Genomic DNA, 25,614 nt, shown 5'->3' on the forward strand with positions numbered 1-25,614 from the left:
ACAACTCCCGGGTGGTACGGATGAGGAATGGGGTATGGGCTCAGGCTTGCGGCACGATCAGCTTCAGGCCCTTGAAGTAGTCGCGGTAAAACGTGTCGTTCCAGGTGATCAGGCCGTCGCACTGCAGCAGTGCGTGGGCGCCGACCATGAAATCGTCGATGCGGCGGGTGTCGCCGGCATTGCGCTGGCGGTGGCGGCGGTGCATCTCGCCGGCGCGCAGCGCCGACTTGGCCTCCAGCGGACTGAAATGTATGCCCATTTCCTCCAGCGCCTCCTGCACCTGCGCGCCGCCGCGCAGCGAGGCGCATAGTTCGGCCAGCGTGGTGCCGCAGACCACCACCCGGCCACCGACCAGCGCCTGCCGCAGGCAGGCCTCCACCGCGTCGGCGCGGGGGCCGTCGCTGAGCAGTTCGATCAGTACCGGGGAGTCGACCGCGATCATGCCTCGCCGGCCTCGTCGCGGACGGTGCGCACGGCCTGTTCGGCCGACGGGAAGCCGTCCAGCGCGAACTTGCCGCGGGCACGGGAAATGGCGTCGTCCACGCTCTTGCGCAGGATGATGCGGCTGCCTTCGAGCTCGACCTTCAGCAGCGTGCCCTTGGTCAGGCCCAGTGCGTCGCGCACGGCCTTGGGCAGGGTGATCTGTCCACGTTCAGCAACGGTGGCTTCCATCGGGCGCCCTCCTGAGTATGTACGAATTATACATACCTGCACGGGCATACCCAAACCCTGCCAGTACCGCCGGCGACGGCGCAGCCCTTGCCGCGCAAGGGCCGGCAACGGCCTCGTGACACGGCTGCAACAAACCGGTGCGTATGCTCGATGGCATGCGCGGCCCCGCCCCGGGGAAGATCGTCCATACTCGGGCAGCCGTTACTGAACGGGGTCCGCCCCCAGCCAGCAGGCGCCCCGCGCGCCGCCGCACGCCATCCGCAACACAGGAGTCAGCCATGAGCGATTCGTTCTCCACCCGCAGCCAACTCACCGTCGGCGACCAGACCTATACGTACTGCAGCCTGCCCCGGCTGGGCGAGCGCTTCGACATCTCGCACCTGCCCTACTCGATGAAGATCCTGCTGGAGAACCTGCTCCGCCACGAGGATGGGGGGCAGACGGTCGGCCCGGAGCACATCGAGGCCGTGGCCACCTGGGACCCGAAGGCCGAACCGGACACCGAGATCGCCTTCATGCCGGCACGGGTGGTGCTGCAGGACTTCACCGGCGTGCCCTGCGTGGTGGACCTGGCGGCGATGCGCGACGCGGTCACCCGGCTGGGCGGGCGCGCCGAGCAGATCAATCCGCTGATCCCCTCGGAACTGGTGATCGACCACTCGGTGCAGGTGGACGTGTTCGGCCGCGCCGACGCGCTGGACCTCAACGGCCGCATCGAGTTCGAGCGCAACCGCGAGCGCTACAGCTTCCTGCGCTGGGGCCAGAAGGCGTTCGAGAACTTCAAGGTGGTGCCGCCCAATACCGGCATCGTGCACCAGGTGAACCTGGAGAACCTGGCCCGGGTGGTGATGGAGCGCGAGGTCGACGGCACCCGCTGGGCCTTCCCGGACACCGTGTTCGGCACCGATTCGCACACCACCATGATCAACGGCATCGGCGTGCTCGGCTGGGGCGTGGGCGGCATCGAGGCCGAGGCGGCCATGCTCGGCCAGCCGTCCTCGATGCTGATCCCGCAGGTGGTCGGCTTCAAGCTCAGCGGCCGCCTGCCCGAGGGCGCCACCGCCACCGACCTGGTGCTGACCGTCACCCAGATGCTGCGCAGGCTGGGCGTGGTCGGCAAGTTCGTCGAGTTCTACGGCGATGGCCTGCAGCACCTGCCGCTGGCCGACCGCGCCACCATCGCCAACATGGCCCCGGAATACGGCGCCACCTGCGGCATCTTCCCGATCGATGCCGAATCGCTGAACTACCTGCGCCTGTCCGGGCGCAGCGAGGCGCAGATCGCGCTGGTGGAAGCCTATGCCCGGGCCCAGGGCCTGTGGCACGCGCCCGGGTCGCCGCACGCGCACTACAGCGCCACGCTGGAACTGGACATGTCCACGGTGCAGCCGTCGCTGGCCGGGCCCAAGCGCCCGCAGGACCGCGTGCTGCTGCAGGACGTGCGCGGCAACTTCGCCGACGCGCTGGGTGGGCTGACCGCCAACCGTGACCGGCGCAACGGCGAGGTCGCCGACTTCATCAACGAGGGCGGCGGCGCCGCGGTGGGCAACGAGCAGCTGGCCAAGGGCCATGCCGACGTCGAGATCGACGGCCGCAAGGTGCGGCTGAAGGACGGCGCGGTGGTGATCGCGGCCATTACTTCGTGCACCAACACTTCCAACCCGGCGGTGATGATCGGTGCCGGCCTGCTGGCGCGCAACGCCGCCGCGCGCGGCCTGACCCGCCAGCCCTGGGTCAAGACCTCGCTCGGGCCGGGCTCGCGGGTGGTCACCGACTACCTGGAAAAGGCCGGCGTGCTGAAGGAACTGGAGAAGCTGGGCTTCTACGTGGTCGGCTACGGCTGCACCACCTGCATCGGCAACTCCGGCCCGCTGCCCACCGAGGTCAGCGCCGGCATCGCCGCCGGCGACCTGGTGGTGGCCTCGGTGCTGTCGGGCAACCGCAACTTCGAAGGCCGCGTGCACCCGGAGGTCAAGGCCAACTACCTGGCCTCGCCGCCGCTGGTGGTGGCCTACGCCATCGCCGGCACGGTCAACATCGACCTGACCCGCGAACCGCTGGGCAAGGACCGCGACGGCAACGACGTCTACCTGCGCGACATCTGGCCGAGCAACAAGGAGATCGGCGACGTCATCGCCGCCACCGTCGGCCCGGAGATGTTCAAGCAGAACTATGCCGACGTGTTCAAGGGCGACAGCCGCTGGGCGCAGATCGAGTCGCCGGAAGGCCAGGCCTACCGCTGGAACGCCGAGTCGACCTACATCAAGAACCCGCCGTATTTCGACGGCATGACCATGGCCGTGGGCCGCATCGCCGACATCCACGGCGCGCGCGTGCTCGGCCTGTTCGGGGACTCGATCACCACCGACCACATCTCCCCGGCCGGCAACATCAAGAAGGATTCGCCCGCGGGCCGCTTCCTGCAGTCGCGCGGCGTGCAGCCGGCCGACTTCAACAGCTATGGCAGCCGTCGCGGCAACGATGACGTGATGGTGCGCGGCACCTTCGCCAACATCCGCATCAAGAACCTGATGTTCGGTGGCGAGGAAGGCGGCAACACCCTGTACTTCGGCGCACAGCCGCCGGAAAAGATGTCCATCTACGACGCGGCGATGAAGTACAAGGCCGCCGGCACGCCGCTGGTGGTGGTGGCCGGCAAGGAGTACGGCACCGGCTCCTCGCGCGACTGGGCGGCAAAGGGCACCAACCTGCTCGGGGTCAAGGCGGTGATCGCCGAGAGCTTCGAGCGCATCCACCGCTCCAACCTGGTCGGCATGGGCGTGCTGCCGCTGCAGTTCCTGCCGGGCGAGAACGCGCAGACGCTGGGGCTGGACGGCTCGGAGGTGTTCGACATCAGCGGACTGGAAGACGGCCACTCCAGGCGCGCCACCGTCACCGCGACCCATGCCGACGGCCGCACGGCCACCTTCCAGGCGCATGTGCTGCTGCTGACCCCGAAGGAAGTCGAGTACTTCCGCAATGGCGGCCTGCTGCAGTACGTACTCCGCCAGCTGGCAGCGAAGAAGGCGGCGTGATCGCCTGCTGAAACACGCAGACCCGCCCCGCGCAGCGCGCGGGGCGTTCGCCTGGACCGCGCGGCAGTGCAGCGCGGACGGTCCGCCCTCACCCGCAATGGCGGCCTGCCGCAGTACGTACTCCGCCAGCTGGCAGCGAAGAAAGCGGCGCGACCGCCTGCTGAAACGCGCAGGCCCGGGCCCGGGTTTGTGCCGGGCGCCCCCCTGGGCCATCATCGCCTTCTGTCATCGCCACGAAGGGAGTTCGATGGGTATCGATGCATCGCGTCGCCGCGTGCTGGGATGGGGGAGCGGCCTGCTGGCGGGGTTGGCCTTGCCACCGGCCGTCGCGACGGCCGCCACAGCGCCCCCCCTCGCCGCCGGTCCGGACAGCACGGCGCTTTACGCCAGCGCGCTGGTCCTGGATGCCAATGCGCTGGCCTCGGTCGGCGCGCTGTTGCACGACGACGCGCAGGCCCTGCACCTGCGCCAGATCCGCGAGTCGGGCATCAGCGTGATCAAGACCACCCTCGGCGGCGCGGCCGGTTCATTCGAGGAAACCGTCGCCGACATCGCCCGCGCGCAGCAACTGGTCGAGTCGCAGCCGGCGATGTTCCTGAAGGTCACCCACCACGGCGACCTGGCGCGTGCCAAGCGCGAAGGCAAGGTGGCGCTGATCTTCTCGTTCGAGGCCGCCACGATGCTCGAGGACAAGGTCGAGCGCATCGACCTGTTCCGCGGACTCGGCGTGCGCGTCATGCAGCTGTCCTACAACCATGCCTCGCCATTCGGCGGCGGTTGCCTGGACCCTGCACCCAGCGGCCTGAGCCCGCTCGGGCGCGAGGCCATCGCCCGCATGAACGCCTGCGGCGTGGCGCTGGACCTGAGCCACTCCAGCGCCCTGACCACCCGCGAAGGCATCGACGCCAGCCGCGCGCCACCGCTGATCACCCATGCCGGCTGCAGCGCGGTGTTCGACCATCCGCGCAACAAGCGCGACACCGAGTTGCGGGCGATGGCCGACAAGGGCGGCGTGGTTGGCATCTACATGCTGCCGTTCCTCACCGAGGACAGCCGCCAGCCGCTGCTGGCCGACTACATCGCGCATCTGGAGCATGCGCTGCGCGTATGTGGCGAAGACCACGTCGGGATCGGCACCGACGCGCTGTTCTTCCCTGTCGATGAGGAGGACATCCGCGAAATGGACCGGCAGATGCGCGAGCGCAGGCTGGCCGGCACCGGCGCGCCGGGCGAGAACCGCACGCCCTACCTGCCCGACGCCAATACTCCGCGCAAGCTGCTGCAGGTGGCCGATGCCCTTCTCCGCCGCGGGCATGCGCCGCGCGTGGTGGACAAGGTGCTGGGCGCGAACTTCGCCCGCGCCTTCGGCGACATCTGGAGCGACGGCTGACGCCGCCGCGGCGCGTTACTCGAACGCGCCGACGCTGTCGTGGCTGAGGTTGTCGAAGCGGGTGTACTCGCCGAAGAACTTCAGCTTGCACGAGCCGGTGGGGCCACCGCGGTGCTTGCCGATGATGATCTCGGCCAGGCCCTTGTCCGGCGAGTTTTCCTTGTTGTAGTACTCGTCGCGGTAGATGAACACGATCATGTCCGCGTCCTGCTCGATGGCGCCGGATTCGCGCAGGTCGGCCATCACCGGGCGCTTGTCGGTACGCGTTTCCAGCGAGCGGTTGAGCTGGGACAGGGCGATCACCGGCACGTTCAGCTCCTTGGCCAGGCCCTTGAGCGAGCGGCTGATCTCGGAAATCTCGGTGGCGCGGTTCTCGCTGTTGCCCGGCACGCTCATCAGCTGCAGGTAGTCGATCACCACCAGCCCCAGGTCGTGCTCGCGCTTGAGCCGGCGGCACTTGGAGCGCAGCACTTCCGGCGACACGCCCGGGGTGTCGTCGATGAAGATCTTGGTCTCCTTGAGCATGCGGATGGCGCTGGTGACGCGGCTCCAGTCCTCGTCCTCGAGCTGGCCGGTGCGCAGGCGCGTGGCATTGATGCGGCCGTTGGAGGAAATCAGGCGCATGGCCAGCTGCGAGGCCGACATTTCCATGGAGAACACCGCCACGCCCTTCTTCGACTTGATCGCCGCGTACTCGGCGATGTTCAGCGCGAAGGTGGTCTTGCCCATCGCCGGGCGCGCGGCCAGGATGATCAGGTCGGTCGGCTGCAGGCCGGCGGTCATCGCATCGAATTCGTTGTAACCGGTCGGCAGGCCGGTGATGTTGCCGCCGTTCTCGAAACGGTTGCGCAGTTCCTCGAACGCATCCTTCAGGGCACCGGGCATGGCGACGAAGTCGGTGCGCCCGCGCGCGCCCTGCTCGGCAATGGCGAACACCGATTTTTCCGCCGACGCCAGCAGTTCGGTGCTGTCGCGGCCCTCGGGCTGGAAGCCGTCGTTGACGATGTCGGTCCCCACCTGGATCAGCTGCCGCAGCACCGCCTTGTCGCGCACGATCTCGGCATAGGCACCGATGTTGGCCGCCGACGGCGTGGTACTGGCCAGTTCGATCAGATAGGCGCCGTCGCCGACCTGCTCCAGCTTGCCCTGCGATTCGAACCACTCGCCCAGCGTCACCGCGTCGAACGGGCGGTCGCGCTCGGACAGTTCGCGGATGGCGCGGTAGATCAGCTGGTGGTCACGGCGGTAGAAGTCCTTTTCGGTCAATGCCTCGTTGACCCGGTCGAACGCCTCCGGTGCCAGCATCAGGCCACCGAGCACCGCCTGTTCGGCCTCGACCGAATGCGGGGGCACGCGCAGGGTGTCGATGCGCTGTTCGCCGCGCTCTGCGCGGTCGTTGCGGTCGGAACGGAAGCCAGGACGGGCAGACATGAAAACCTTTGTGCAGCGGGAAACGACCCGGCCATGGTAGGCCGATGCAGGCCGGCAATGTGGGGATAAGTCCGTGGACAAGTTGTCGGCAGCCCGTGGATGTGGCCGCCGGGCCCGCTTCTCAAGGGCCGCCGCGCCACCGGCACGGGCGCCCCGGCCGCTTGCCGCTACCGGGGCCCGCATTATCGCCTGTTCGCGTCCCGTCGGGGCGTTCAGCTTGGGGTGTTCAGCCTGGCGCGTGCGTCCCGACCCAGTCCAGGAAGCGGTCGACATAGGCCTGCAGGAAGCGGCGGGTACCGTCGTTGGTCACGCTGCCGTCGGCCTCGATCAGCCCGTCCTTGTACTGCAGGAAGGCTTCGGGCTGGGCCATCACCGACAGGTTCACGAACACCAGCACGTTGCGCAGGTGCTGCTGCGCCATCGCCGTGCCGGCCGCGCCGGGCGAGGTGCCGATCACCGCCGCCGGCTTGCCGTCGAAAGCGCCGTCGCCGTAGGGACGCGAGGCGGTGTCGATGGCGTTCTTGAGCACGCCGGGAATGGAGCGGTTGTACTCGGCGGTGACGAACAGCACCGCGTCGGCCTGGCGGATCGCATTCTTCAGGCGCGTGCCCTGCGCCGGGAAGTCGCCGTCGTGGTCCTGGTTGTAGAGCGGGATGTCGTCGATGCGCAGGTAGTCGAACCGCGCGCGCTCGCCGGCCAGCTTTTCCAGGGCCAGCGCCAGGCGACGGTTGTGGGACTCCTTGCGCAGGCTGCCGACAAGTACGGCGATGCGATGCGGTTGCATGACGACCTCACTCCGGAAAGGGAGGGCCAGCCTAGCCGGCCGCGCCTTCGCGGCCGGTGAAGGCCGGCGGGCCGTCAGCCGGTGCCGGCCTGCGCCCGCTGCGCCTGCCAGTGGGCCTGCCAGGCCTGGAACATCAGCACGTTCCACAGGTGGGTATGCCACTTGCGCTCGCCCTGGCCGAAGCGCTGCCACAGCGCCGAAACCGCGGCCTCTTCGAACACCCCGTCCTGGCGCAGCCGCCGCGGATCGAGCAGGTCGCCGGCCCAGTCGCGCAGGTCGCTGCGCAGCCACTGCGTCACCGGCGCGCCGAAGCCGCGCTTGCCGCGGAACACCATCGCGTCGGGCAGGTAGCGCCGCAGCACCTGCTTGGGCAGGTATTTGGTGATGCCGTCGCGCAGCTTCATGTCCAGCGGCAGCGACCAGGCGAACTCGGCCACCTGCCAGTCCAGCAGCGGCGCGCGCGCCTCCAGGCTGGCCGCCATGCTGGTGCGGTCGACCTTGCACAGCAGGTCGTCTGCCAGGTAGGTGGTGAAGTCGGCCAGCATCATCGCATCGGCCGCCCCGCCCCGCCCCTGCAGCGGATCGGGCAGGCTGTAGAACGTGGCCGGCTCGTGCGCCCCGCGCACCACCGCGGCGGGATCGCGCCACCGCGAGATGCGGTTGCGGTAGACATCGCCGACGCCGGTGGCGCCGGCCTCGGCCAGCAGCGCGGCCAGGCCGCCGGCACGCGATGCCTCGCCCTGCGCGCGGGCATGGCGCCCCAGCCAGCGCCGCAATGGCGCCGGCACGCGCTGCAGTGCGCGCCAGTTGCGCAGCGCGCGCTGGTAGCGGGTGTAGCCGAAGAACAGCTCGTCGCCGCCATCGCCGGACAGCGCCACGGTGACCCCGCGCCGCGCCAGCCGCGCGACCAGCGCGGTCGGCACCTGCGAGGCATCGGCGAACGGTTCGTCGAACATTGCCGGCAGCTCCGGGACCACCGCCAGCGCATCGGCGCCGCTGACGTACAGCTCGGTGTGGTCGCAGCCCAGGTGGGCGGCCACCTCCCTGGCCAGCGGCGCCTCGTCGTGGTCGGAATCCTCGAAGCCGATGCTGAAACTGTGCACCGGGGCCGCGCTCTGCGCCTGCATCAGCGACGCGACGAGGGCCGAATCGGTGCCGCCGGACAGGAACACCCCCACCGGCACGTCGGCCACCATGCGCAGCGCCACGGCCTGGCGCAGCTGCCCGTCCAGCGCATCGGCCGCCTCGGCCTCGCTGCCGGCGAACGGTGCGGCCAGGCAGGCGGCCATGCGCTCGCGTGCGTCCCAGTAGGCCACCTGCGCCTGCGCCGGCCGGTGCGCGGCGGCACCGGCCGCCACCGCCGCCGCGTCCAGGTGCAGCACCCGGCCCGGCATCAGCTTGAACGCACGCTCGTGGATGCAGTGCGGCGCCGGGATGTAGTCCAGCCGCAGCAGCAGGGTCAGCGCATCGCGGTCGATGCCGTTGTCGAAGGCCGGGTGCCGCCACAGCGCCTTCAGCTCGGAACCGAACACCAGCGCGTCGCCGGCCCAGCCGTAGTACAGCGGCTTCTTGCCGACCCGGTCGCGGGCCAGCGACAGGCGCTGCTCGCGGCGGTCCCACAGGGCGATGGCGAACATGCCATTGCAACGCCGCAGCGTCGCCTCCAGCCCCCACTGCACGACCGCGGCCAGCAGCACCTCGGTATCGGAGTGGCCGCCGAAGCGGTGGCCGAGCGGCTCCAGCTCGGCGCGCAGCGCGGCGAAGTTGTAGATCTCGCCGTTGTAGGCCAGCCAGTAACGGCCGTCGCTGGACCGCATCGGCTGGTGGCCCAGCGGCGACAGGTCGAGGATGCTCAGCCGCCGGTGCGCCAGCGCCACCCCGGCGGCGGCATCGATCCAGACGCCGCGGTCATCGGGACCGCGATGGGCCAGCGCATCGCCCATCGCGCCGGCCAGGGCCGTCAACTCCGCTTCCTGCAACCGCGCCTGCGATTGCAGGATTCCTGCCAGTCCGCACATACAGATCGTTATCCACGCGCCAGCTCGGCTGCGGCGCTCACCACGTCATTGTCGCCCGGAAGCACCAGCAATGCCGCGCCGGCCAGCGGCGTGTAGGTGTCGGCGCCGGTGACCCGGCGCAGCGGCACGGCACCGAAGCCGGCCTCGGCCAGCGCGGTGATCACGCCCTCGCCGACGCCCGCGCTGTGCCGGCCCTCGTCCAGCACGATGATCCGCCTGGCGCCGCGGGCCTGCTCGGCGACATAGGCGGCGTTGAGCGGCACCAGCCAGCGCAGGTCCACCACCCGCACCTTCCAGCCCTGTGCCGCCTCGATGGCCCTGGCCGCGCGCAGGGCCATCGGCACGCCGTTGCCGTAGGTGAACACCACCAGGTCGTCGTTGCCCTCGCCGTAGACGCGGCCCTGGCCAAGCTCCAGTGCCTGCTCCGGCGCCGGGTACGGGAACAGCCACTGGCCGTCGCCCGGCTCGTACAGGTCCTTGGTCATGTACAGCGCGATCGGCTCGAGGAACACGCATACGCGCCCGTCGACCCTGGACAGCGCCGCCAGCGTGCGCAGCATCATCGCCGCGTCGTCGCCGCGCGACGGGCAACCGACCACCAGCCCCGGGATGTCGCGGATGGCGGTGATCGAGTTGTCGTTGTGGAAATGGCCGCCGAAGCCCTTCTGGTAACCCAGCCCGGCGATGCGGATCAGCATCGGGTTGCGGTACTGGTCGTTGGAGAAGAACTGCAGCGAACAGGCTTCGCCGCGCACCTGGTCGATGGCGTTGTGCAGGTAGGCCAGGTACTGGATCTCAGGCACCGGCAGCATGCCCATGTTGGCGAACCCCTGGGCCATGCCCAGGATCATGGTTTCGTCGAGCAGGGTATTGAACACGCGGCGCGGGCCGAACGCCTTGTGCAGGCCCTTGGTCACCGTGTACACGCCGCCCTTCTGCGCCACGTCCTCGCCGAACAGCAGGGTGTCCGGGTACTTGCAGAACAGGTCGTGCAGGCCCTGGTTGATCTGGATGGCAAGGTGACGCGGCGGCAGGTTCTCCGGCAACGACGCCTCGCTGCCGAACACCTGCAGGCGGCGCGGCGCGTAGTCGGCGCGGGTCGCCTCGGCGCGCACCCGTTCCGGGGTATACGGCGCCAGCGGCACCATCACGTCCTTGAGCGAGGTCAGCCGCGGACGCGTGTCCGCATCCTCGGCGGCAGCGAAGCAGCGCGCGCGGGTGCGCTCGTACAGCGCCAGCACCTCGTCGGCGCTCATCGCCCCGGACTCGACCGCGATCTGCGCCGAGCGCAGCAGCGGGTCGCCCGCCTCCACCGCGCACAGTTCCTCCAGCGCGCGCCATTCGATCTCGAAGTCGGTACCGGCGTGGCCCATGATGCGGGTGGTGCGCAGGTGCAGGAAGGTCGGCCGCCGCGTGCGCCGGCAATGCTCGACCGCGCGCTGCACGTCGGCGTAGCCGGCGGCCAGGTCCAGGCCGTCGGCGAAGAAATAATCCAGGTCCGGGCGGTTGCGGAAGCTCTCGGCGATCCAGCCGCTGGGCGTCTTCACCGAGATGCCGATGCCATTGTCCTCGCACACGTACAGCACCGGCGCCGGCAGCTTCTGGTAGGCCGTCCACGAGGCCGCGTTGAACGCGGTCTGCGCGGTGGCATGGTTGGCCGAGGCGTCGCCGAAAGAGCAGATGGCGATGCTGTCCGCGGGTACCGGCAGTTCCAGGCCGAGGCGCTTGCCGGCCTCGATCGCCATGGCCGTGCCCAGCGCCTTGGGCAGGTGCGAAGCGATGGTCGAGGTCTGCGGCAACACCCACAACGGCTTGCTGCCCCACACCTTGTGGCGGCCACCGCTGGCCGGGTCCTCGGCGCTGGCGGCGAAGCTCAGCGCCGAGTCCATGATCGGGTCCATGCCCGGCAACTTGCGGAAGCGCTCGGCCATGAACCCGCCGGAGCGGTAGTGCAGGAACGCCGGATCGGTATGCCGGGCGGCGCGCGCCACCATGGCATTGCCTTCATGCCCGGACGAGCCGATGGTGTAGAAGACCTTGTTCTGCACGCGCAGCACGCGCGCCATCAGGTCGAGATGGCGGCTCACCAGCTGCGATTCGAACAGTTCGCGGAATCCACGCACGTCCAGCGCGCTGCCCGGGAGCACCGGGGCTCCCTCCTGCGGCGCGCCGGCCGGCCCCTGCCCCAGCCCCTTCACGAATTCGATGAAATTGGTATCGCAGATCTCGGCACGGTTCAGGCCCTTCATGCGGGCCGGGATGGGGTTGGGTACACGGGCGAACATCAGGCAGGACTCCACGGTGCAGACAGGTTGGGAAAGGAAGGATCAGGGTGACGCGGCGAAGTTGCGCAGCACCTCCGGGGATGGATCGGGCATGGCCACGAAGCCGGGCCGGGCGCGCAGCGCCTGCAGCCAGCGGCCGATGGCCGGATAGGAAGACAGTTCGATGCCGCCGTCGGCGGCGACCGCGGTATAGGCGAACAGGGCGATGTCGGCGATGCCGTACTCCGGCCCGGTGAACCAGGCATGGTCGGCCAGGTGCCGCTCCATCACCGCCAGCGCCGCATGGCCACGCTCGCGCAGCCGTGGCAGCTCCTGCCGCCGCGGCGAATCCGGCGGCGTCCAGCCCCGGATGAAACGCGCCACCGCGATATACGGCTCATGGCTGTACTGCTCGAAGAACATCCACGACAGCGCCTGCGCACGCTGCCAGCCATCGGCCGGCAGGAACGGCGTGCCCTCGGCCAGCCAGAACAGGATCGCGTTGGATTCGGTGAGCACGCGCCCGTCGCCGCGCTCGACCAGCGGCACCTTGCCGTTCGGATTGAGCGCCAGGAAGGCCGCGGTGCGGGTCTGGCCGGCGGCACTGTCCACCTCCACCCAGCGGTAGCGCGTGCCCAGCTGCGCCAGCAGCAAACGGACCTTGTGGCAGTTGCCCGAAGTGGACATGCCATACACCGTCAACGCAGCACGTGGATTGCTCAACGACACGATTCCCCACACTGCCGACTGGCAGGCGATCCTGCCATATGACCGGAATCGGGGCCCTTTGGTAAAGCTGCGACCGCAGCAAAATCCGCCGCCGGTCGCGATGCCACGGATCCGGCACCATCATGGACGCGTGCCATGCCCTCGCCCGGCACGATGGATACAACCGAAACGATGTCTCAGCGGCGCGCCTGCCACGCCTGCCGCGACTGGCCCCACACCTCGACATCGACCTCGTGCGGCGGCGGCAGGCGCGTGGCATGCAGCACCTGCGAACCCAGCTTGCGCGCGACCGCCTGCGAGTTGGAGTTGTCCGGGGCGATGGTGTGGATCACCTGCTCCCAGCCCAGCGTGTCGAAGGCCCAGTCGATGGCCGCGCGCGCGGCTTCCGCCGCGTAGCCGCGGCCCCACCGGTCCGCCACGATGCTCCAGCCCACCTCCGGCCCCGGCCAGCCATGCGGCTGCCAGGGACCGACCCGGCCCACCCAGCGCCCACTGTCCTTCTCGATCACCGAGAACATCGAATAGCCGAGCAGGTGCCAGCTGCCGGTGAGGGTGGCCAGGCTGCGCCACGCCACCGACGGCGCCTGCACGCCCCCAAGGTGCCGCATCGGCAACGGGTCGGCGCAGAACGCGGCGAACGCAGCGAAATCCTCCGCGCAGGGTGGCCGCAGCAGCAGCCGCCCGGTCTCCAGGCGCAGGTCGAAAATGCTCATCGCGGGCTCTCCATGTATCCGGCAGGCCACGCTACCACCGCGCCGCGCTCAGGCGATCATGCGCCCGCTGACCGCCCCGTAGGCCAGGCGCACGGTCTCGAAGCCGTACCTGCGTTCCAGCCGGCGGACAATGAAATGGCCCCGCGCCATGTCCTGGTAGTAGCCGGTGAACAGGGTGTTCAAGGTGGCGCCGGCCACCGCGCCGAGCACCGGCACCGCCTGCGCGGCGAACTTCTCCGACACCACCACGCCGAAGCGCGCGGCGACCTTTTCCACGATCCGTGCCAGCCATTTGCCGGCTTCCTTCGGCCCCAGCCCCAGCAGCAGGCCGTGGCTGCCGCCGAGGGTGGTGCCGGCCAGCTCGGCCGACAGGTGCCGCATCAGTTCGGTGGTGAAGCCACGTGCCAGGTAGTAGCCGGTTTCGCTGGCGTCGTCGCCGCCCGAGTTGCCGCCCAGCGCGAACACCTCCAGGCAGGCCTGGCGGGTAGCGAAGTCATCCAGGTCGAAACCTTCGCTGCGGGCGATGTCGGCCACCGCGCGCATGATGATGGTGGTCGACAGCGGCAGCTCGATCGCCAGAGCCGGCAGCCCGCCGGCACCGCCCAGCGCACCGGAAGCGGCCGCCGCCAGCTTGTGCAGGCGCGGCGACGCCGGCTTGCCCGGCCGGGTACGGTCCATGCTCCAGAAAGCGGCCTGCGCGGCCTTGTGCAGGGCGGCCTCGGCAACCCCCTGGATGCGCCTGGAAACGCCCGCGGGCAAGCGGCGCACGGCGAACTCCAGCGGCGAGCCGACCAGGTTGGCCATGCGTGCGCTGAGCGTCGGCGCTTCCAGCAGCGCCACCGCACGCCGCAGGTCGGCCATGTCCTGCGGGCTGTCGGCCAGGGTCGGCGCCAGTGAGCCCATCGCTCAGGCCGGTTCCACCGCGCCCGGCAACCCGGCCAGCGCGCCCATGTACTGGCGGTAGTGGCGCAGTTCGGCGATCGAATCGTGCACGTCGCTCAGCGCGGTGTGGCTGGAATTCTTGCCCACCCCGGCGGCGATGGCCGGTGCCCAGCGCCTGGCCAGTTCCTTGACCGTGGACACGTCCAGGTTGCGGTAATGGAAATAGCGTTCCAGGCGCGGCATCTGCCGGTGCAGGAAGCGGCGGTCCTGGCAGATGGAGTTGCCGCACATCGGCGACGCGCCGGCCTTGATCCAGTCCTGCAGGAAGGCGATGGTCCGCGCCTCGGCCTGGCCCAGGCTGACCTCGCTGTCGAGCACGCGCTGCCACAGGCCGGAACGGCGGTGCTGGTTGCGGTTCCATTCGTCCATCGCCTCCAGCGTCGCCAGCGGGTGGGCGATGGCGAACTCGGGGCCTTCGGCCAGCACGTTGAGCTGGGCATCGGTGACCACGGTGGCGATCTCGATGATCGAATCGTTGTCCGTGTCCAGCCCGGTCATTTCCAGATCGATCCAGATCAACCGGTCGTTGCCTGTGCTGTTGTCCGTCATGTGGCGCCTCGTGCAGGGGGCCGGCGGCGACGCTGCCGGCCGTGGTATCGGGCGCACATGATACGCCGCGGGTTCACCACGCCGCGTGCGCGGCGGCCATGCCTCAGCCGCCGTCCGCGGGCAGCAGCGGGCGGCCGCGCTTGGCCCGGAAATAGTTGGTCAGGCGCAGGCTGGCCTCGCGCGCCAGCACGCCACCGGCCACCGCGACGCGGTGGTTGTGGCGCGGGTCGCCCAGCAGGTCGAACACGCTGCCGCAGGCACCGGTCTTCGGATCGGTGGCGGCATACACCACCCGCGCCACCCGCGCGTGCACCAGCGCCATCGCGCACATCGCGCACGGCTCCAGCGTCACGTACAGCGTGCAGCCGACCAGGCGGTGGTTGCCGAGCCGCGCGCCGGCCTCGCGCATCGCCACGATCTCGGCATGCGCGCTGGGGTCGTGGCGGGCGATGTTGAGGTTCCAGCCCTCGCCCAGCAATTGCCCATCGGCACCGACCAGTACCGCCCCCACCGGAATCTCGTCGAACTCGCGCTGCGCGCGCTCGGCCAGCGCCAGCGCGTGGCGCATCCAGCGCTCGTCGGCCTGCGCATCGGACACGACGACGGGGTCGCTCATGCCGCCTGTTCCGGCATGGCCGTCGCACCGGCATGGCGCAGGTGCACCAGCGGATACGGCCGCCCCTGGCCATCAAGCGCCGAGCGCCCGGTCTCGATGAAGCCAAGCCGCGCGTAGAACGCCATGGCCGGCGGGTTCTGCGCATTGACGTCGGTGCCCAGGCGCGGGTGTTCGCGCAGCGCCTGCTGCACCAGGCGGCGTCCCAGCCCGCGGCCGTGATGCAGGGGATCGACGAACAACGCTTCCATGTGGCCGTCCACGACCCACATGAAGGCCAGCGGCACGTCGTCGGCGTCCACCGCCAGCAGCAGCGGCGCCTGCGGCAGCAGGGCGCTGACCTCGGCGTCGAGGGCCTGGCGGTCGGCGTCGGCCAGGAAGTGGTGCGTGGCAGCGACGGCGCGGCGCCAGATGTCGATGACCCGGGCGCCGTCTTGCGGGCGCGATGGACGCAGTGTCGGCATGCTTCGGAAATCCGGAAGAGTCCCGCAACGGGTACCGGACATTGCGTGCCCGGGCCGCGGGAATGGCGGGCAGAGTGGGATTCGAACCCACGGAAGGTTTGACCCTTCGCCGGTTTTCAAGACCGGTGCCTTAAACCGCTCGGCCATCTGCCCTTGTCTGTGGCGCCGATGCCTGCGCACCGGCCAGCGGCGCGCATTCTCGCACGCTGCCATTGCTTTTGCTCAACCGGCCTCGATCGCCAGCGCGCCCATGGTCGAGGCGCGGATCTTCTCCTTGGCGCGCTCGCAGGCGCCGCCGCAGTCCAGGCGCGAGGCTTCCAGCTGCGGCGGCAGGTGCTCGGCGAGGAAATCGATGAACACCCGTACCGCCGGCAACAGCCCGCGCCGCGAGGCGAACACCGCATGGCAGATGCCCTGCGGCAGCGACCAGTCCGGCAGCACCACTTCCAGCTCGCCGCTGCGCACCGCTTCGGCGCAGACCGTTTCCGGCAGCATGGTGATGCCGAAGCCGTCCTTGACCATGCTCTGCAGCAGCGGGAAATCGAAACCGGCCACGCGCGGCTGCAGGTCCACGCGGCTGACCACGCCGCCCGGGCCGTGCAGTTCCCAGCGCTGCCGCGCCTCGTCCTCGCTGATGCTCAGGGTGACGTGCTGGGCAAGGTCCTCGGGCGTCTTCGGGCGGCCGGCGCGGTCCAGGTACTTCGGGCTGGCCACCAGCAGTTCCTGCACCTGGCCGAAGCTGCGCATCACCAGGCTGCCGTCGTCGTCCAGCCGCGAGCGTACCCGCAGCGCCACGTCGTAGCCCTCGTTGATGATGTCCACCCGGCGGTTGCTGATGTTCAGCTGCAGCCGCACCTTCGGATACTGCTCGAGGAACTTCGGCAGCAGCTTGGGCAGCTGCATCTGCGCCAGCGACACCGGCACGCTGGCGCGTACCAGCCCGCGCGGCTCGGCACTGAGCCGGTCCACCACCTCGCGCGCGGCCTGCGCCTCGGCCAGCATGGTCTGGGCATGGCGGTGCACGCTCATGCCCACGTCGGTCACCGCGAAGCGGCGCGTCGAGCGCTGCAGCAGGCGCACGCCCAGGTCGGTTTCCAGCTGGCTGATGCGCCGGCTCAGGCGCGATTTGGGGATGCCCAGCGCACGCTCGGCGGCGGCGAAACCGCCATGATCCACCACCATCGCGAAGTAGTAGAGGTCGTTGAGGTCCTGCATGGATTGATCCCACAACTGGAACGAATGGTGAAATTCAACCACCTTTGTCCTGATTTTACAAATCAGGCCTCAAACGGTCCTGTATGAACGAACCCGCCGTCCCTTCCCGCTCCCCACAACGCAGAGGCCCGCATCGCTGCGGGCCTCCGGAATGGACGGAAACGACGGCCGGGCTCAGCCGATCCGCTCCACGCCGCCCATGTACGGGCGCAGCGCCTCGGGAACGGTGATCGAGCCGTCGGCGTTCTGGTAGTTCTCCATGACCGCGATCATCGCCCGGCCCACGGCCACGCCGGAGCCGTTGAGCGTGTGCACCAGCTCCGGCTTGCCGGTGGCGGGGTTGCGCCAGCGCGCCTGCATGCGCCGCGCCTGGAAGTCGCCGCAGTTGGAGCACGAGGAAATCTCGCGGTAGGTCTGCTGCGACGGCAACCAGACTTCCAGATCGTAGGTCTTCACCGCCGAGAAGCCCATGTCGCCGGTGCACAGCAGCACCTTGCGGTACGGCAGGCCCAGCTTCTCCAGCACGGTTTCGGCGCAGCGGGTCATGCGCTGGTGCTCGGCATCGCTTTCTTCCGGGCGGCAGATCGAGACCAGCTCGACCTTCTCGAACTGGTGCTGGCGGATCATGCCGCGCACGTCGCGGCCACCGCTGCCGGCCTCGGAACGGAAGCACAGCGAGTGCGCGGTCATGCGCAGCGGCAGGCGCTCGGCCTCGACGATCTCGTCGCGCACGATGTTGGTCAGCGAGATCTCCGACGTCGAGATCAGATAACGCTTCTGCTCACCCAGCTGGGTGATGAACATGTCTTCCTCGAACTTGGGCAGCTGACCGGTGCCGTACAGGCTGTCGGCATTGACGATCACCGGCACGTTGGTTTCCTGGTACTCGTGCGCGCCGCTGTGCAGGTCGAGCATGAACTGGGCCAGCGCGCGGTGCAGGCGCGCGAGCGGACCGCGCAGCACGGTGAAGCGCGAACCGGACAGCTTGGCCGCGGTCTCGCCATCGAGCCACTTGTTGCGGGCGCCCAGCTCGACGTGGTCGAGCACCGCGAAGTCGAACGTGCGCGGCGTGCCCCAGCGCGACTGCTCGACGTTGTCGTTCTCGTCGGCCCCGGCCGGCACGTCATCGGCCGGGAGGTTCGGGATGCCCATCGAGATCGCCTCGATCCGCGCGCGCAGCTCGTCCAGCTGGACTTCCGATGCCTTCAGCTCATCGGCGAAGGCGGCCACCTCGGCCATGATCGCCGACACGTCCTCGCCCCTGGCCTTGGCCTGGCCGATCGCCTTGGAGCGGCTGTTGCGCAGGTTCTGCAGTTCCTGGGTACGCACCTGGATGCGCTTGCGGTCGGCTTCAAGGGACTCGATCGCGGCCACGTCGAGTTCGAAGCCGCGCGTGTCGCGCAGGCGTTGCGCCAGTTCGGCGGGCTGCTGTCGGAGAAGGGCGGGATCGAGCATGGGGCGGCACTGTAAACGGATACGGAACGCGATTATCGCCCGAACCGCGCCGCTCTGCCGCGCGCCACCATGTTCCTGTGCCAGAATCCGGGCGTTCCTTCCGGCCACGCCCCTGCCCGCGCCGCCCATGCCCGCCTCCCGCTCCGACCAGACCATCACCTTCCAGTTGCCCCGCAACGCCCTGAAGATCGCCGGCATCGCCTTCTGCGGCGGGCTGCTGCTGTTCGCGGTGGTGTGGTTGAACGCACGCCGGCACAACGATTTCTACCGGGCCGACCCGGCACAGCCGCAGGTCCAGGCCAACGAGGCGATGCCGCTGCCCGAGCCGCTGCCGGCCGCTACCGGCGCCAGCGACATGCCCGACGCGCGCCCGGAAGCGGTCGCCGACGATGCGCCGCAGGTGCTGGAGACCGCACCCGCCGCGCCGCAGCCGCTGCCCGAAGCACCCGCGGCCGCACCGGCCAACCCGGCCGCGCCGCCGGTCGCCGCCGCGCCGAGCGACCGGCCGGTGCCGCTGCCGGGCCAGAGCCCGCCCCCGTCCTATCCGCCGGCCGCACTGCGGCGCGGCGAAAGCGGCACCGTCGTGATACGCGTCGACGTCGATGCCGGCGGCATGCCGCTGGACGCCCGCATCATCCAGCGCAGCGGTTCGCGCGACCTCGACCGCGCGGCACTGGAAGCGGTGCGCGGCTGGCGCTTCCAGCCGGCGCAGAGCAACGGCCAGCCGATGGCCGGCAGCCTGGAAATCCCGATCGACTTCCAGCCCGCCCAGTAAGCTGAACCGTACGTACGCCGCACGCTGAACTGCGGCGGACCCGGCGGCACTGGATTGACGCCCCGCTTACACCAGCGCCGCGCGCATCGGGCCAGACTCCAGGCGTCACTGGACGCATAAGGAGCCGACGATGAGTGCCACCCATGCCCATGAACTGGATGCCGCCGCACAGCGCGGACAATCGCGCAACCATGCCGTCTCGCCCGTGTTGTGGATGGGACTGCTGCTGGCGATCCTACTCGGCGTGTTCACCCTGATCCGGCGCCATGACGCGCCGGCACCGGCGCTGCCGGCCAGCGATCCGGTCACCCCCACCACGGTATCGCCCGCGACGGATGCGGCACCCCCGGCAACGGCACCCGCTCCCCTCCAGCGCAAGCCGGCGGTGGTGCGCGACCGCCAGGCGCGGCCGTTGGCGGACAATCCCGCCCCAGCCTACCCGCCGGCCGCGCTCCGCGCCGGGATCGAGGGCAGCGTCGTGGCCAGCCTGCAGGTCGACGCGCAGGGCAAGGTCACCGATGCCAGCATCGTGTCGCATGACGGCCAGCGCAGCCGCGACCTTGATCGCGCCGTGTTGGACACCCTGCGTGGCTGGCGCTTCGAGCCGGCACTGCGCGACGGCCGCGCGGTGGCGACCGTGGTCCGGGTGCCGGTGGATTTCCGCACCGGCCGCTGACCGCAGGCCGCTGCAACGACGACGGGCCGGCCGCATGCCACGGCCGGCCCGTCATGCAATCTTCCGTGCTCAGCCGGCCGTCAACGCGAAGCCGGCCCCGCGCGCCAGCCGGTCGTAGCCCGGGAACGAGGTGGCGACGTTGGCGACATCGTTGATCCGCACCTGCCCGCTGCTCAGCTGGCCGGCGATGGAGAAGGCCATGGCGATGCGATGGTCGCCATGGCTCTCGATGGTGCCGCCGCCCAGCGCGCCGGGGTGGATGGTGGCGCCGTCGTCGGTCTCGTCGATGCGCAGGCCCAGCGTGCGCAGGCCGGTGGCCATCGCCGCCAGGCGGTCCGATTCCTTCACCCGCAACTCGGCCGCACCACGCACCACGGTCGGGCCGTCGGCCGCGGCCGCGGCGATGAACAGCGCGGGGAACTCGTCGATCATGTCCGGCACCAGTTCCTCGGGAATCAGGGCTCCCCTGAGCGGTGCGTGGCGCACGACCAGGTCGGCCACCGGCTCGCCCCCGTGTTCGGCGGGGTTCTCCTCCACGATGTCCGCGCCCATCAGCCGCAACGCCGCCAGCAGGCCGGTGCGGCGCGGATTCAGGCCCACCGAGCGCAGCCGCACCCGCGAACCGGGAATGACACTGGCGGCAACGATGAAGAACGCGGCCGAGGAGAAATCCGCCGGCACCGCGATGTCGGTGGCGCGCAGCCGCTGGCCACCGCGCAGGCGTGCCCTGCCGGGTTCGAACTCGATCTCCACGCCGAAGGCGCGCAGCATGCGCTCGGTGTAGTCGCGGGTCGGATGCGGTTCGACCACCGAGGTCTCGCCACGGGCGTACAGGCCGGCCAGCAGCACCGCCGACTTCACCTGCGCGCTGGCCACCGGCAACGCATAGTCGATGCCGTGCAGCGGCTGGCCGCCATGGATGCGCAGCGGCGGCGTGCCGTCGTCGCGGGTGTCGATGCGGGCCCCCATCTGCGCCAGCGGGCCGGTGACGCGACGCATCGGCCGCCGCGACAGCGACGCGTCGCCGACCAGCACGCTGTCGAACGGCTGCGCGGCCAGCAACCCGGCCAGCAGGCGCATGCCGGTACCGGCATTGCCGCAGTCCAGTTCGCCGTCGGGTGCCTTGAGGCCATCGACACCGACACCGTGGACGATGCGCGTGGACGGCGACGGGGTTTCGAAACGCACGCCCATGCGGGCGAAGATCGCGGCGGTGGCGCGGGTGTCCTCGCCCTCGAGGAAGCCGTCGATGCGCGACACGCCGTCCGCCAGCGCGGCGAACATCACCGCCCGGTGCGAAACCGACTTGTCGCCGGGGATGTCGAGCGCGCCCTGCAGGGGCTGGCCTTTGCTTGCGATCCAGTGGGGCTGGGAGGTCATGCGGGTCTCTCTGGTTGTTCGATTGCCATGCAGGGCGGATCAGGCCCGTGCCCGTCCGCCGCGCCATGCGCCGGCGCGATGCCGTGTGCGCGGTGGCGGAGCGGAAGAGGTTCGCCGACCGCCGCCGCACGCCGGGAAGAAAGCGGCTTCAGATCAGGGCACGGCGACCGGGTAGGAACCGAGCACCTTGATCTGCGCCGAATGGGCCTCGAGCTCGGCCAGCGCCGCCTGCATCGAGGCGTCCTCGATATGCCCGGCCAGGTCGATGAAGAACGCGTACTCCCACTTGGCCTGGTGCGAAGGGCGCGATTCGATGCGGTTCATGCTGATTCCGTGCCGCGCGAACGGGCTGAGCACGTCGAACAGGGCGCCGGGCTTGTCGTGGATGAACACCAGCACCGAGGTGCGGTCGTGGCCCGAGGAGGGAAAGAACTGGCGGCCGATCACCAGGAAGCGCGTGGTGTTGTCCGCGTCGTTCTGGATCGGCTTGGTCACCACTTTCTTCAGCCCGTACACGTGGCCGGCGCTCTCGCCGCCGATGGCCGCCGCGTCGTCGGCGTTGCGCGCCCGGCGCGCGCCTTCGGCGTTGCTCGACACCGGCACCTTCTCGGCCTTGGGCAGGTTGGCGCGCAGCCATGCCGAGGTCTGCATGAACGACTGCGGGTGCGCGTAGACCCGCTCGATGTCCTCCAGCCGGCCGTTGCGCGACATCAGGAACTGCTGCACGCGCAGCTCCACTTCGCCGCAGATCTTGAGCGAGGAGGTCAGGAACATGTCCAGGGTGATCTGGATGGTGCCCTGCCCCGAATTTTCCACCGGCACCACGCCGAAGTCGGCGTTACCCGCCTCCACTTCCTGGAACACTTCCTCGATGCTGGCCAGCGGCAGGCCCAGCGCCGAGCGCCCGAAATGCTTGAGCACGGCCTGCTGGCTGAACGTGCCTTCGGGGCCGAGGTAGCCGATCTTCAGCGGCTCCTGCTGCGCCAGGCAGGCCGACATGATCTCGCGGAACACGTGCACCAGCAGTTCGTCCGACAGCGGGCCTTCGTTGCGGTCGACCACCATGCGCAGCACCTGCGCCTCGCGCTCGGGGCGGTAGTAATCGACGGCGGCGGCGAGCTTGCCCTTGGCCTTGCCGACCTGGTGGGCGAAGCGCGCGCGTTCGGCGATCAGCGACTGGATGCTGCGGTCGATCTGGTCGATCTTGGCGCGCACGTCGGCCAGCGCCGGCGGAGCGGCCGCTGCGTCGGCGGCCCTGGCCGGCGGCTTGTCTACGGTGGACTTCTTCGGCTTTGCGGCCACGTTGCCTTCCTCGATGACGTCTGCTTTCCGCTGCCCGCAGGCAGCGGCATGTGTTTCAACCGTTGCGCTGCTGGAAGTCGTGCATGAACGACGCCAGCGCCTGCGCGCCCTGCAGCGGCATGGCGTTGTACAGCGAGGCGCGGATGCCGCCGACCGCCTTGTGGCCCTTGAGCGCCAACAGGCCGGCGGCCTTGGCGTCGGCGACGAAACGCGCGTCCAGTTCGGCGCTGGGCAGGAAGAACGGGATGTTCATGCGCGAACGTACCGCCGGCGCGACCAGGTTGCGGTAGAACCCGCCCGAACCGTCGATGGCGGCGTAGACCAGCGACGCCTTGGCGGCGTTGCGGCGGGCGAACTCGGCGGTGCCGCCCTGCGCCAGCATCCACTTCACGGTCAGGCCGAGCAGATACCAGTTCCACGTCGGCGGGGTGTTGAGCATGGAATCGCGCGCGGCGTGCAGGCGGTAATCGAAGATGTCCGCGCGCGGCTGGCCGGCACGTTCGAGCAGGTCGCGGCGGATGATGACCACGGCGATGCCGACCGGGCCGAGATTCTTCTGCGCGCCGGCGTAGATGACACCATAGCGGGTGACATCGATCGGCTCGGACGCGATCGACGAACTGAAATCGGCTACCAGCGGCACCGCACCCACGTCCGGCGCATCGCGGAACTCGACGCCATGGATGGTCTCGTTGGCGGTGATGTGCACGTAGGCCGCATCGGCGGACAGCCGCCACTGCGCGCGTGCCGGAATGTCGCGGAAACCACCGGCCTCGCTGTCGGCGGCGATGTTCACGTCCACGTAGGGCCGCGCCTGCCTGACCGCGGTCTTGCCCCAGTGGCCGCTGACCACGTAGTCCACGCGCTGCCCGGGCGCGGCCAGGTTCAACGGCAGCAGCGCCTGCTGGGTGGTCGCGCCGCCGCTCAGGAACAGCACGGCGTAGTCGTCGGGAATGCCGACCAGGGTGCGCAGGTCGGCTTCGGCCTGCGCCGCCACCTGCATGAAGTCGGCGCTGCGGTGGCTGATCTCGACGATGGACGCGCCCACGCCGTTCCATTCCAACATTTCCGCCTGCGCCTGGCGCAGGACCGATTCCGGCAGGGTCGCTGGGCCGGCACTGAAATTGAACGCGCGCGTCATGTCACACCTGTCCGAGGGGAACCCCAAGTATGCCGCAGCGCAACAGGCTTTGGGGACGCGGAAAAGGTTGCATCTGCAGCCAATTGCCCGGGGTTCGACAGCCGCCGGCCAGGCGGCCGCGCACGGAAACGGCGCCCGGCTTCAGCGGGCGCCGAACAGCAGCAGCGCGCTGATCGCGCCGCCCAGCAGCAGCGCGCTGAGCAGCAGCCAGGGCCAGCGCCGCGCACGCGGCGGCGGGTCGTCGTCCGTACGCGCTTCCGGCGCCATGCCCGGCGCATCGGCCACCGCGGAGAACATGGCCGCGCGGGCGTCCAGCGGGACTTCCAGCACGAAGCGCTGGTTGCCCTCGAAGACCACCTGGTCGCCCCCCTGCAACCAGCAGTGCCGGACCGCGATGCCGTTGACCTGGCAGCCGTCGGGCGAGCCGAGGTCGCGCAGCAGCACGCGGTCGCCATGGCGCTCGAACCGGGCATGCCGCTCGGGAAAGGCCGGGTCGTCGATCACCACGTCCACCGCGCGGTCGCGGCCGATGGTGCGGGGCCGGTCGAGCGGGTAGCAGCGGCCGTGGTGCTGGCCGCCGACGCCACGCAGCAGCACGCGCAGGTCGTCGCTCTGTTCGCCGTTCGCCGCCGGCGGCTGCACGACCGGTTCGGACTCGCCACGCAACAGCATCTCCACGCCATCGGCGTAGACCGAGTCGCCGGCGCGCAGCAGCGCCATGCGCCGCACCGGGCGGCCGTTGACGTGGATGCCGCGGCTGCCGCTGGCCACCTGCAGCCAGACCCCGCGCTCGTCGGTGCAGAACCGGGCCAGCAGCAGCGGGCCGACGCTGTCGTCGCCCAGGCGGACCTGCCCGCTGGCATCGCGGACGATGCGCTGCACCCCCGGCGCTAGGCGCTGATCCGGTTGCTGGCGATTGCTGAAATGGACTTGCAGGGTGCGCACCGGCGGCAGCCTAGCAGGTTGGCAGAGCGTGCATAAGGTAGGCGCGGGGCTTGGACTGCGCCGCGCCGGTCCGCACAATGCCGCACCCGCGTTCCACGCCCCACTGCCAGGAGCCCTGCATGTCCACCATCGATATCCACCACGCCCACCCGCTGACCGACGAGCGCGCCCGCGAGGCCATCGGCGAAGTCGCACGGAAGCTGCAGGAGCGCTTCGAAGTGAGCACGCGCTGGGAGGGCGCCCACCTGCACTTCACCCGTTCCGGGGTCGACGGGGTGATCGAACTGTTGCCCGGTGCGGTGCGGGTGAAGGCCGAACTCGGCTTCCTGCTGTCGGCCATGAAGGGCATGGTGGAAGCGGAGATCCGGCGGGTACTGTCCGAAAAGCTCGGCTGAACGGTTGCGCATGGCACCGCGGCTCCATCACGCGGTGCAGGCATCGCTGCCGCTACGGTAGCGGTGACTGCCCGAACGGAGGAACGTCCCCATGAGTACCCATGAACACGGCAATGCAGGCCGCGCCGCGGACGCGGGCGGCGCCGAGCGCGATACGCGCGCCGGCCGCACGCTCGGCGGATCGGCGCAGCAGGTCTGGCTGGCCGGGCTTGGCGCGCTGTCGCGGGCCCAGGCCGAGGGCAGCCGGTTGTTCGAGTCGCTGGTCCGCGAAGGCGAATCGATGGAGGCCCGCAGCCGCGAGGAATCGCCGCGCGGCGAAAGCCTGCGCGATTCGGTCGAGACCACCCTAGGCAACGCCCGCGACCGCGCGGCCGGCACCTGGGACCGGGTCGAGAAATCCTTCGAGGACCGGGTGCAGCGGGTGCTGCGGCGCATGGACATTCCCAGCCGTTCGGACATCGAGGCGCTCAACGCGCGCCTGGACGCGCTCAATGCGCGGCTGAACCGCACCGAAGCGCAGGCCAGCGCCAGGCCCGCCCCCGACGAATCCTGATGTTGCAAAGCAACATCAACTGAGCAAGAATCCACTCACCCGCCAGCAGTACCGCGCCGTTTGTCTCCCTCCCCTCACGGCACCGGATGGCGGGTTTTTTGTGCCTGTCGCCCGGGGAACGGCGCCCCCGCCCCCCCACCGCCGCGGCAGGCCCGGCGCCGGGGCGCACGGAC

24 protein-coding genes and 1 tRNA gene are annotated in these 25,614 nt (G+C 70.0%); 6 read left to right on the top strand and 19 right to left on the bottom strand.

The genetic code is table 11. The annotated features are described in order from the left end of the window. Positions 1 to 40: 40 nt before the first annotated feature. On the bottom strand, positions 41 to 442 hold the full coding sequence (locus tag F0P95_RS13100) for a type II toxin-antitoxin system VapC family toxin (RefSeq protein ID WP_054666354.1): 402 nt from the start codon (positions 440 to 442) through the stop codon (positions 41 to 43). Then, positions 439 to 672, bottom strand: a complete 234-nt coding sequence (locus tag F0P95_RS13105; protein ID WP_182334596.1) for an AbrB/MazE/SpoVT family DNA-binding domain-containing protein — start codon at positions 670 to 672, stop codon at positions 439 to 441. The genes F0P95_RS13100 and F0P95_RS13105 overlap by 4 nt, the downstream gene beginning before the upstream one ends. Positions 673 to 950: 278 nt before the next feature. On the opposite strand from F0P95_RS13105, the gene acnA reads away from it, so the two are divergent. Both acnA and F0P95_RS13115 read left to right on the top strand, forming a co-directional pair. Then, entirely contained in the window at positions 951 to 3,707 is a 2,757-nt protein-coding gene (gene acnA, locus F0P95_RS13110; protein WP_182334597.1) for an aconitate hydratase AcnA, read from the top strand. A gap of 247 nt (positions 3,708 to 3,954) precedes the next feature. Beyond that, positions 3,955 to 5,097 carry a dipeptidase gene (locus F0P95_RS13115; RefSeq protein WP_182334598.1) on the top strand — a complete coding sequence of 381 codons (1,143 nt, stop codon included), beginning with the start codon at positions 3,955 to 3,957 and terminating at the stop codon, positions 5,095 to 5,097. Positions 5,098 to 5,112: 15 nt separating this feature from the next. Here the strand turns inward: F0P95_RS13115 and F0P95_RS13120 are convergent, their stop codons facing one another. The 13 genes from F0P95_RS13120 to serS form a co-directional block, all read right to left on the bottom strand. Further along, positions 5,113 to 6,528, bottom strand: a complete 1,416-nt coding sequence (locus F0P95_RS13120; RefSeq protein WP_054666361.1) for a replicative DNA helicase — start codon at positions 6,526 to 6,528, stop codon at positions 5,113 to 5,115. A gap of 226 nt (positions 6,529 to 6,754) precedes the next feature. After that, positions 6,755 to 7,312 carry an NADPH-dependent FMN reductase gene (locus F0P95_RS13125; protein WP_182334599.1) on the bottom strand — a complete coding sequence of 186 codons (558 nt, stop codon included), beginning with the start codon at positions 7,310 to 7,312 and terminating at the stop codon, positions 6,755 to 6,757. A gap of 74 nt (positions 7,313 to 7,386) precedes the next feature. Next, a complete protein-coding gene (gene asnB, locus F0P95_RS13130) occupies positions 7,387 to 9,330 on the bottom strand; it encodes an asparagine synthase (glutamine-hydrolyzing) (RefSeq protein WP_182334600.1) in 1,944 nt (647 codons plus the stop codon). 8 nt (positions 9,331 to 9,338) lie between these two features. Then, positions 9,339 to 11,615 carry a thiamine pyrophosphate-dependent enzyme gene (locus tag F0P95_RS13135; protein WP_182334601.1) on the bottom strand — a complete coding sequence of 759 codons (2,277 nt, stop codon included), beginning with the start codon at positions 11,613 to 11,615 and terminating at the stop codon, positions 9,339 to 9,341. A 42-nt stretch (positions 11,616 to 11,657) separates the two neighbouring features. Further along, the gene (locus F0P95_RS13140; RefSeq protein ID WP_182334602.1) at positions 11,658 to 12,317 is read right to left on the bottom strand and encodes a glutathione S-transferase family protein; all 660 of its coding nucleotides are present in this window, start codon (positions 12,315 to 12,317) and stop codon (positions 11,658 to 11,660) included. Between the two features lie 182 nt (positions 12,318 to 12,499). Then, entirely contained in the window at positions 12,500 to 13,036 is a 537-nt protein-coding gene (locus F0P95_RS13145) for a GNAT family N-acetyltransferase (RefSeq protein WP_182334603.1), read from the bottom strand. A gap of 48 nt (positions 13,037 to 13,084) precedes the next feature. After that, positions 13,085 to 13,939, bottom strand: coding sequence for an EcsC family protein (locus F0P95_RS13150; protein WP_182334604.1), 855 nt, complete (start codon positions 13,937 to 13,939; stop codon positions 13,085 to 13,087). Between the two features lie 3 nt (positions 13,940 to 13,942). Continuing rightward, positions 13,943 to 14,527, bottom strand: a complete 585-nt coding sequence (gene orn, locus F0P95_RS13155) for an oligoribonuclease (protein WP_182334605.1) — start codon at positions 14,525 to 14,527, stop codon at positions 13,943 to 13,945. A 103-nt stretch (positions 14,528 to 14,630) separates the two neighbouring features. Then, a complete protein-coding gene (gene tadA, locus F0P95_RS13160; RefSeq protein WP_182334606.1) occupies positions 14,631 to 15,143 on the bottom strand; it encodes a tRNA adenosine(34) deaminase TadA in 513 nt (170 codons plus the stop codon). Further along, positions 15,140 to 15,604 carry an acetyltransferase gene (locus F0P95_RS13165; RefSeq protein WP_182334607.1) on the bottom strand — a complete coding sequence of 155 codons (465 nt, stop codon included), beginning with the start codon at positions 15,602 to 15,604 and terminating at the stop codon, positions 15,140 to 15,142. The genes tadA and F0P95_RS13165 overlap by 4 nt, the downstream gene beginning before the upstream one ends. A gap of 63 nt (positions 15,605 to 15,667) precedes the next feature. Beyond that, positions 15,668 to 15,757 (bottom strand) — tRNA-Ser (locus F0P95_RS13170). Positions 15,758 to 15,826: 69 nt separating this feature from the next. Continuing rightward, complete coding sequence (locus F0P95_RS13175; protein ID WP_054666384.1) at positions 15,827 to 16,819, bottom strand: LysR family transcriptional regulator; 993 nt, start codon at positions 16,817 to 16,819, stop codon at positions 15,827 to 15,829. Positions 16,820 to 16,993: 174 nt separating this feature from the next. Next, a complete protein-coding gene (gene serS, locus F0P95_RS13180) occupies positions 16,994 to 18,274 on the bottom strand; it encodes a serine--tRNA ligase (protein ID WP_182334608.1) in 1,281 nt (426 codons plus the stop codon). A gap of 127 nt (positions 18,275 to 18,401) precedes the next feature. Between serS and F0P95_RS13185 the strand changes: the two genes are divergently transcribed. Then, positions 18,402 to 19,049, top strand: a complete 648-nt coding sequence (locus tag F0P95_RS13185) for an energy transducer TonB (RefSeq protein WP_182334609.1) — start codon at positions 18,402 to 18,404, stop codon at positions 19,047 to 19,049. Positions 19,050 to 19,179: 130 nt separating this feature from the next. Then, positions 19,180 to 19,725 carry an energy transducer TonB gene (locus F0P95_RS13190; protein WP_182334610.1) on the top strand — a complete coding sequence of 182 codons (546 nt, stop codon included), beginning with the start codon at positions 19,180 to 19,182 and terminating at the stop codon, positions 19,723 to 19,725. Positions 19,726 to 19,794: 69 nt separating this feature from the next. Here F0P95_RS13190 and aroA read toward each other — a convergent pair whose 3' ends face one another. From aroA to F0P95_RS13210, 4 genes are all read right to left on the bottom strand, one after another. Then, positions 19,795 to 21,105, bottom strand: a complete 1,311-nt coding sequence (aroA, locus tag F0P95_RS13195) for a 3-phosphoshikimate 1-carboxyvinyltransferase (protein ID WP_182334611.1) — start codon at positions 21,103 to 21,105, stop codon at positions 19,795 to 19,797. A gap of 153 nt (positions 21,106 to 21,258) precedes the next feature. Next, positions 21,259 to 22,407 (bottom strand): prephenate dehydratase, encoded by a 1,149-nt coding sequence (gene pheA, locus F0P95_RS13200; protein ID WP_054666395.1) that lies wholly within the window; start codon positions 22,405 to 22,407, stop codon positions 21,259 to 21,261. 55 nt (positions 22,408 to 22,462) lie between these two features. Next, the gene (gene serC, locus F0P95_RS13205; protein ID WP_182334612.1) at positions 22,463 to 23,548 is read right to left on the bottom strand and encodes a phosphoserine transaminase; all 1,086 of its coding nucleotides are present in this window, start codon (positions 23,546 to 23,548) and stop codon (positions 22,463 to 22,465) included. Positions 23,549 to 23,689: 141 nt separating this feature from the next. Next, positions 23,690 to 24,493, bottom strand: a complete 804-nt coding sequence (locus F0P95_RS13210) for an FHA domain-containing protein (RefSeq protein ID WP_182334613.1) — start codon at positions 24,491 to 24,493, stop codon at positions 23,690 to 23,692. A 119-nt stretch (positions 24,494 to 24,612) separates the two neighbouring features. On the opposite strand from F0P95_RS13210, the gene F0P95_RS13215 reads away from it, so the two are divergent. Then, on the top strand, positions 24,613 to 24,888 hold the full coding sequence (locus tag F0P95_RS13215) for a polyhydroxyalkanoic acid system family protein (RefSeq protein ID WP_182334614.1): 276 nt from the start codon (positions 24,613 to 24,615) through the stop codon (positions 24,886 to 24,888). Positions 24,889 to 24,979: 91 nt separating this feature from the next. After that, the gene (locus tag F0P95_RS13220) at positions 24,980 to 25,441 is read left to right on the top strand and encodes a phasin family protein (protein ID WP_182334615.1); all 462 of its coding nucleotides are present in this window, start codon (positions 24,980 to 24,982) and stop codon (positions 25,439 to 25,441) included. Positions 25,442 to 25,614: the final 173 nt, after the last annotated feature.

The sequence above is a fragment of the Stenotrophomonas acidaminiphila genome, from assembly GCF_014109845.1.
Classification (GTDB): Bacteria; Pseudomonadota; Gammaproteobacteria; order Xanthomonadales; family Xanthomonadaceae; genus Stenotrophomonas; species Stenotrophomonas acidaminiphila.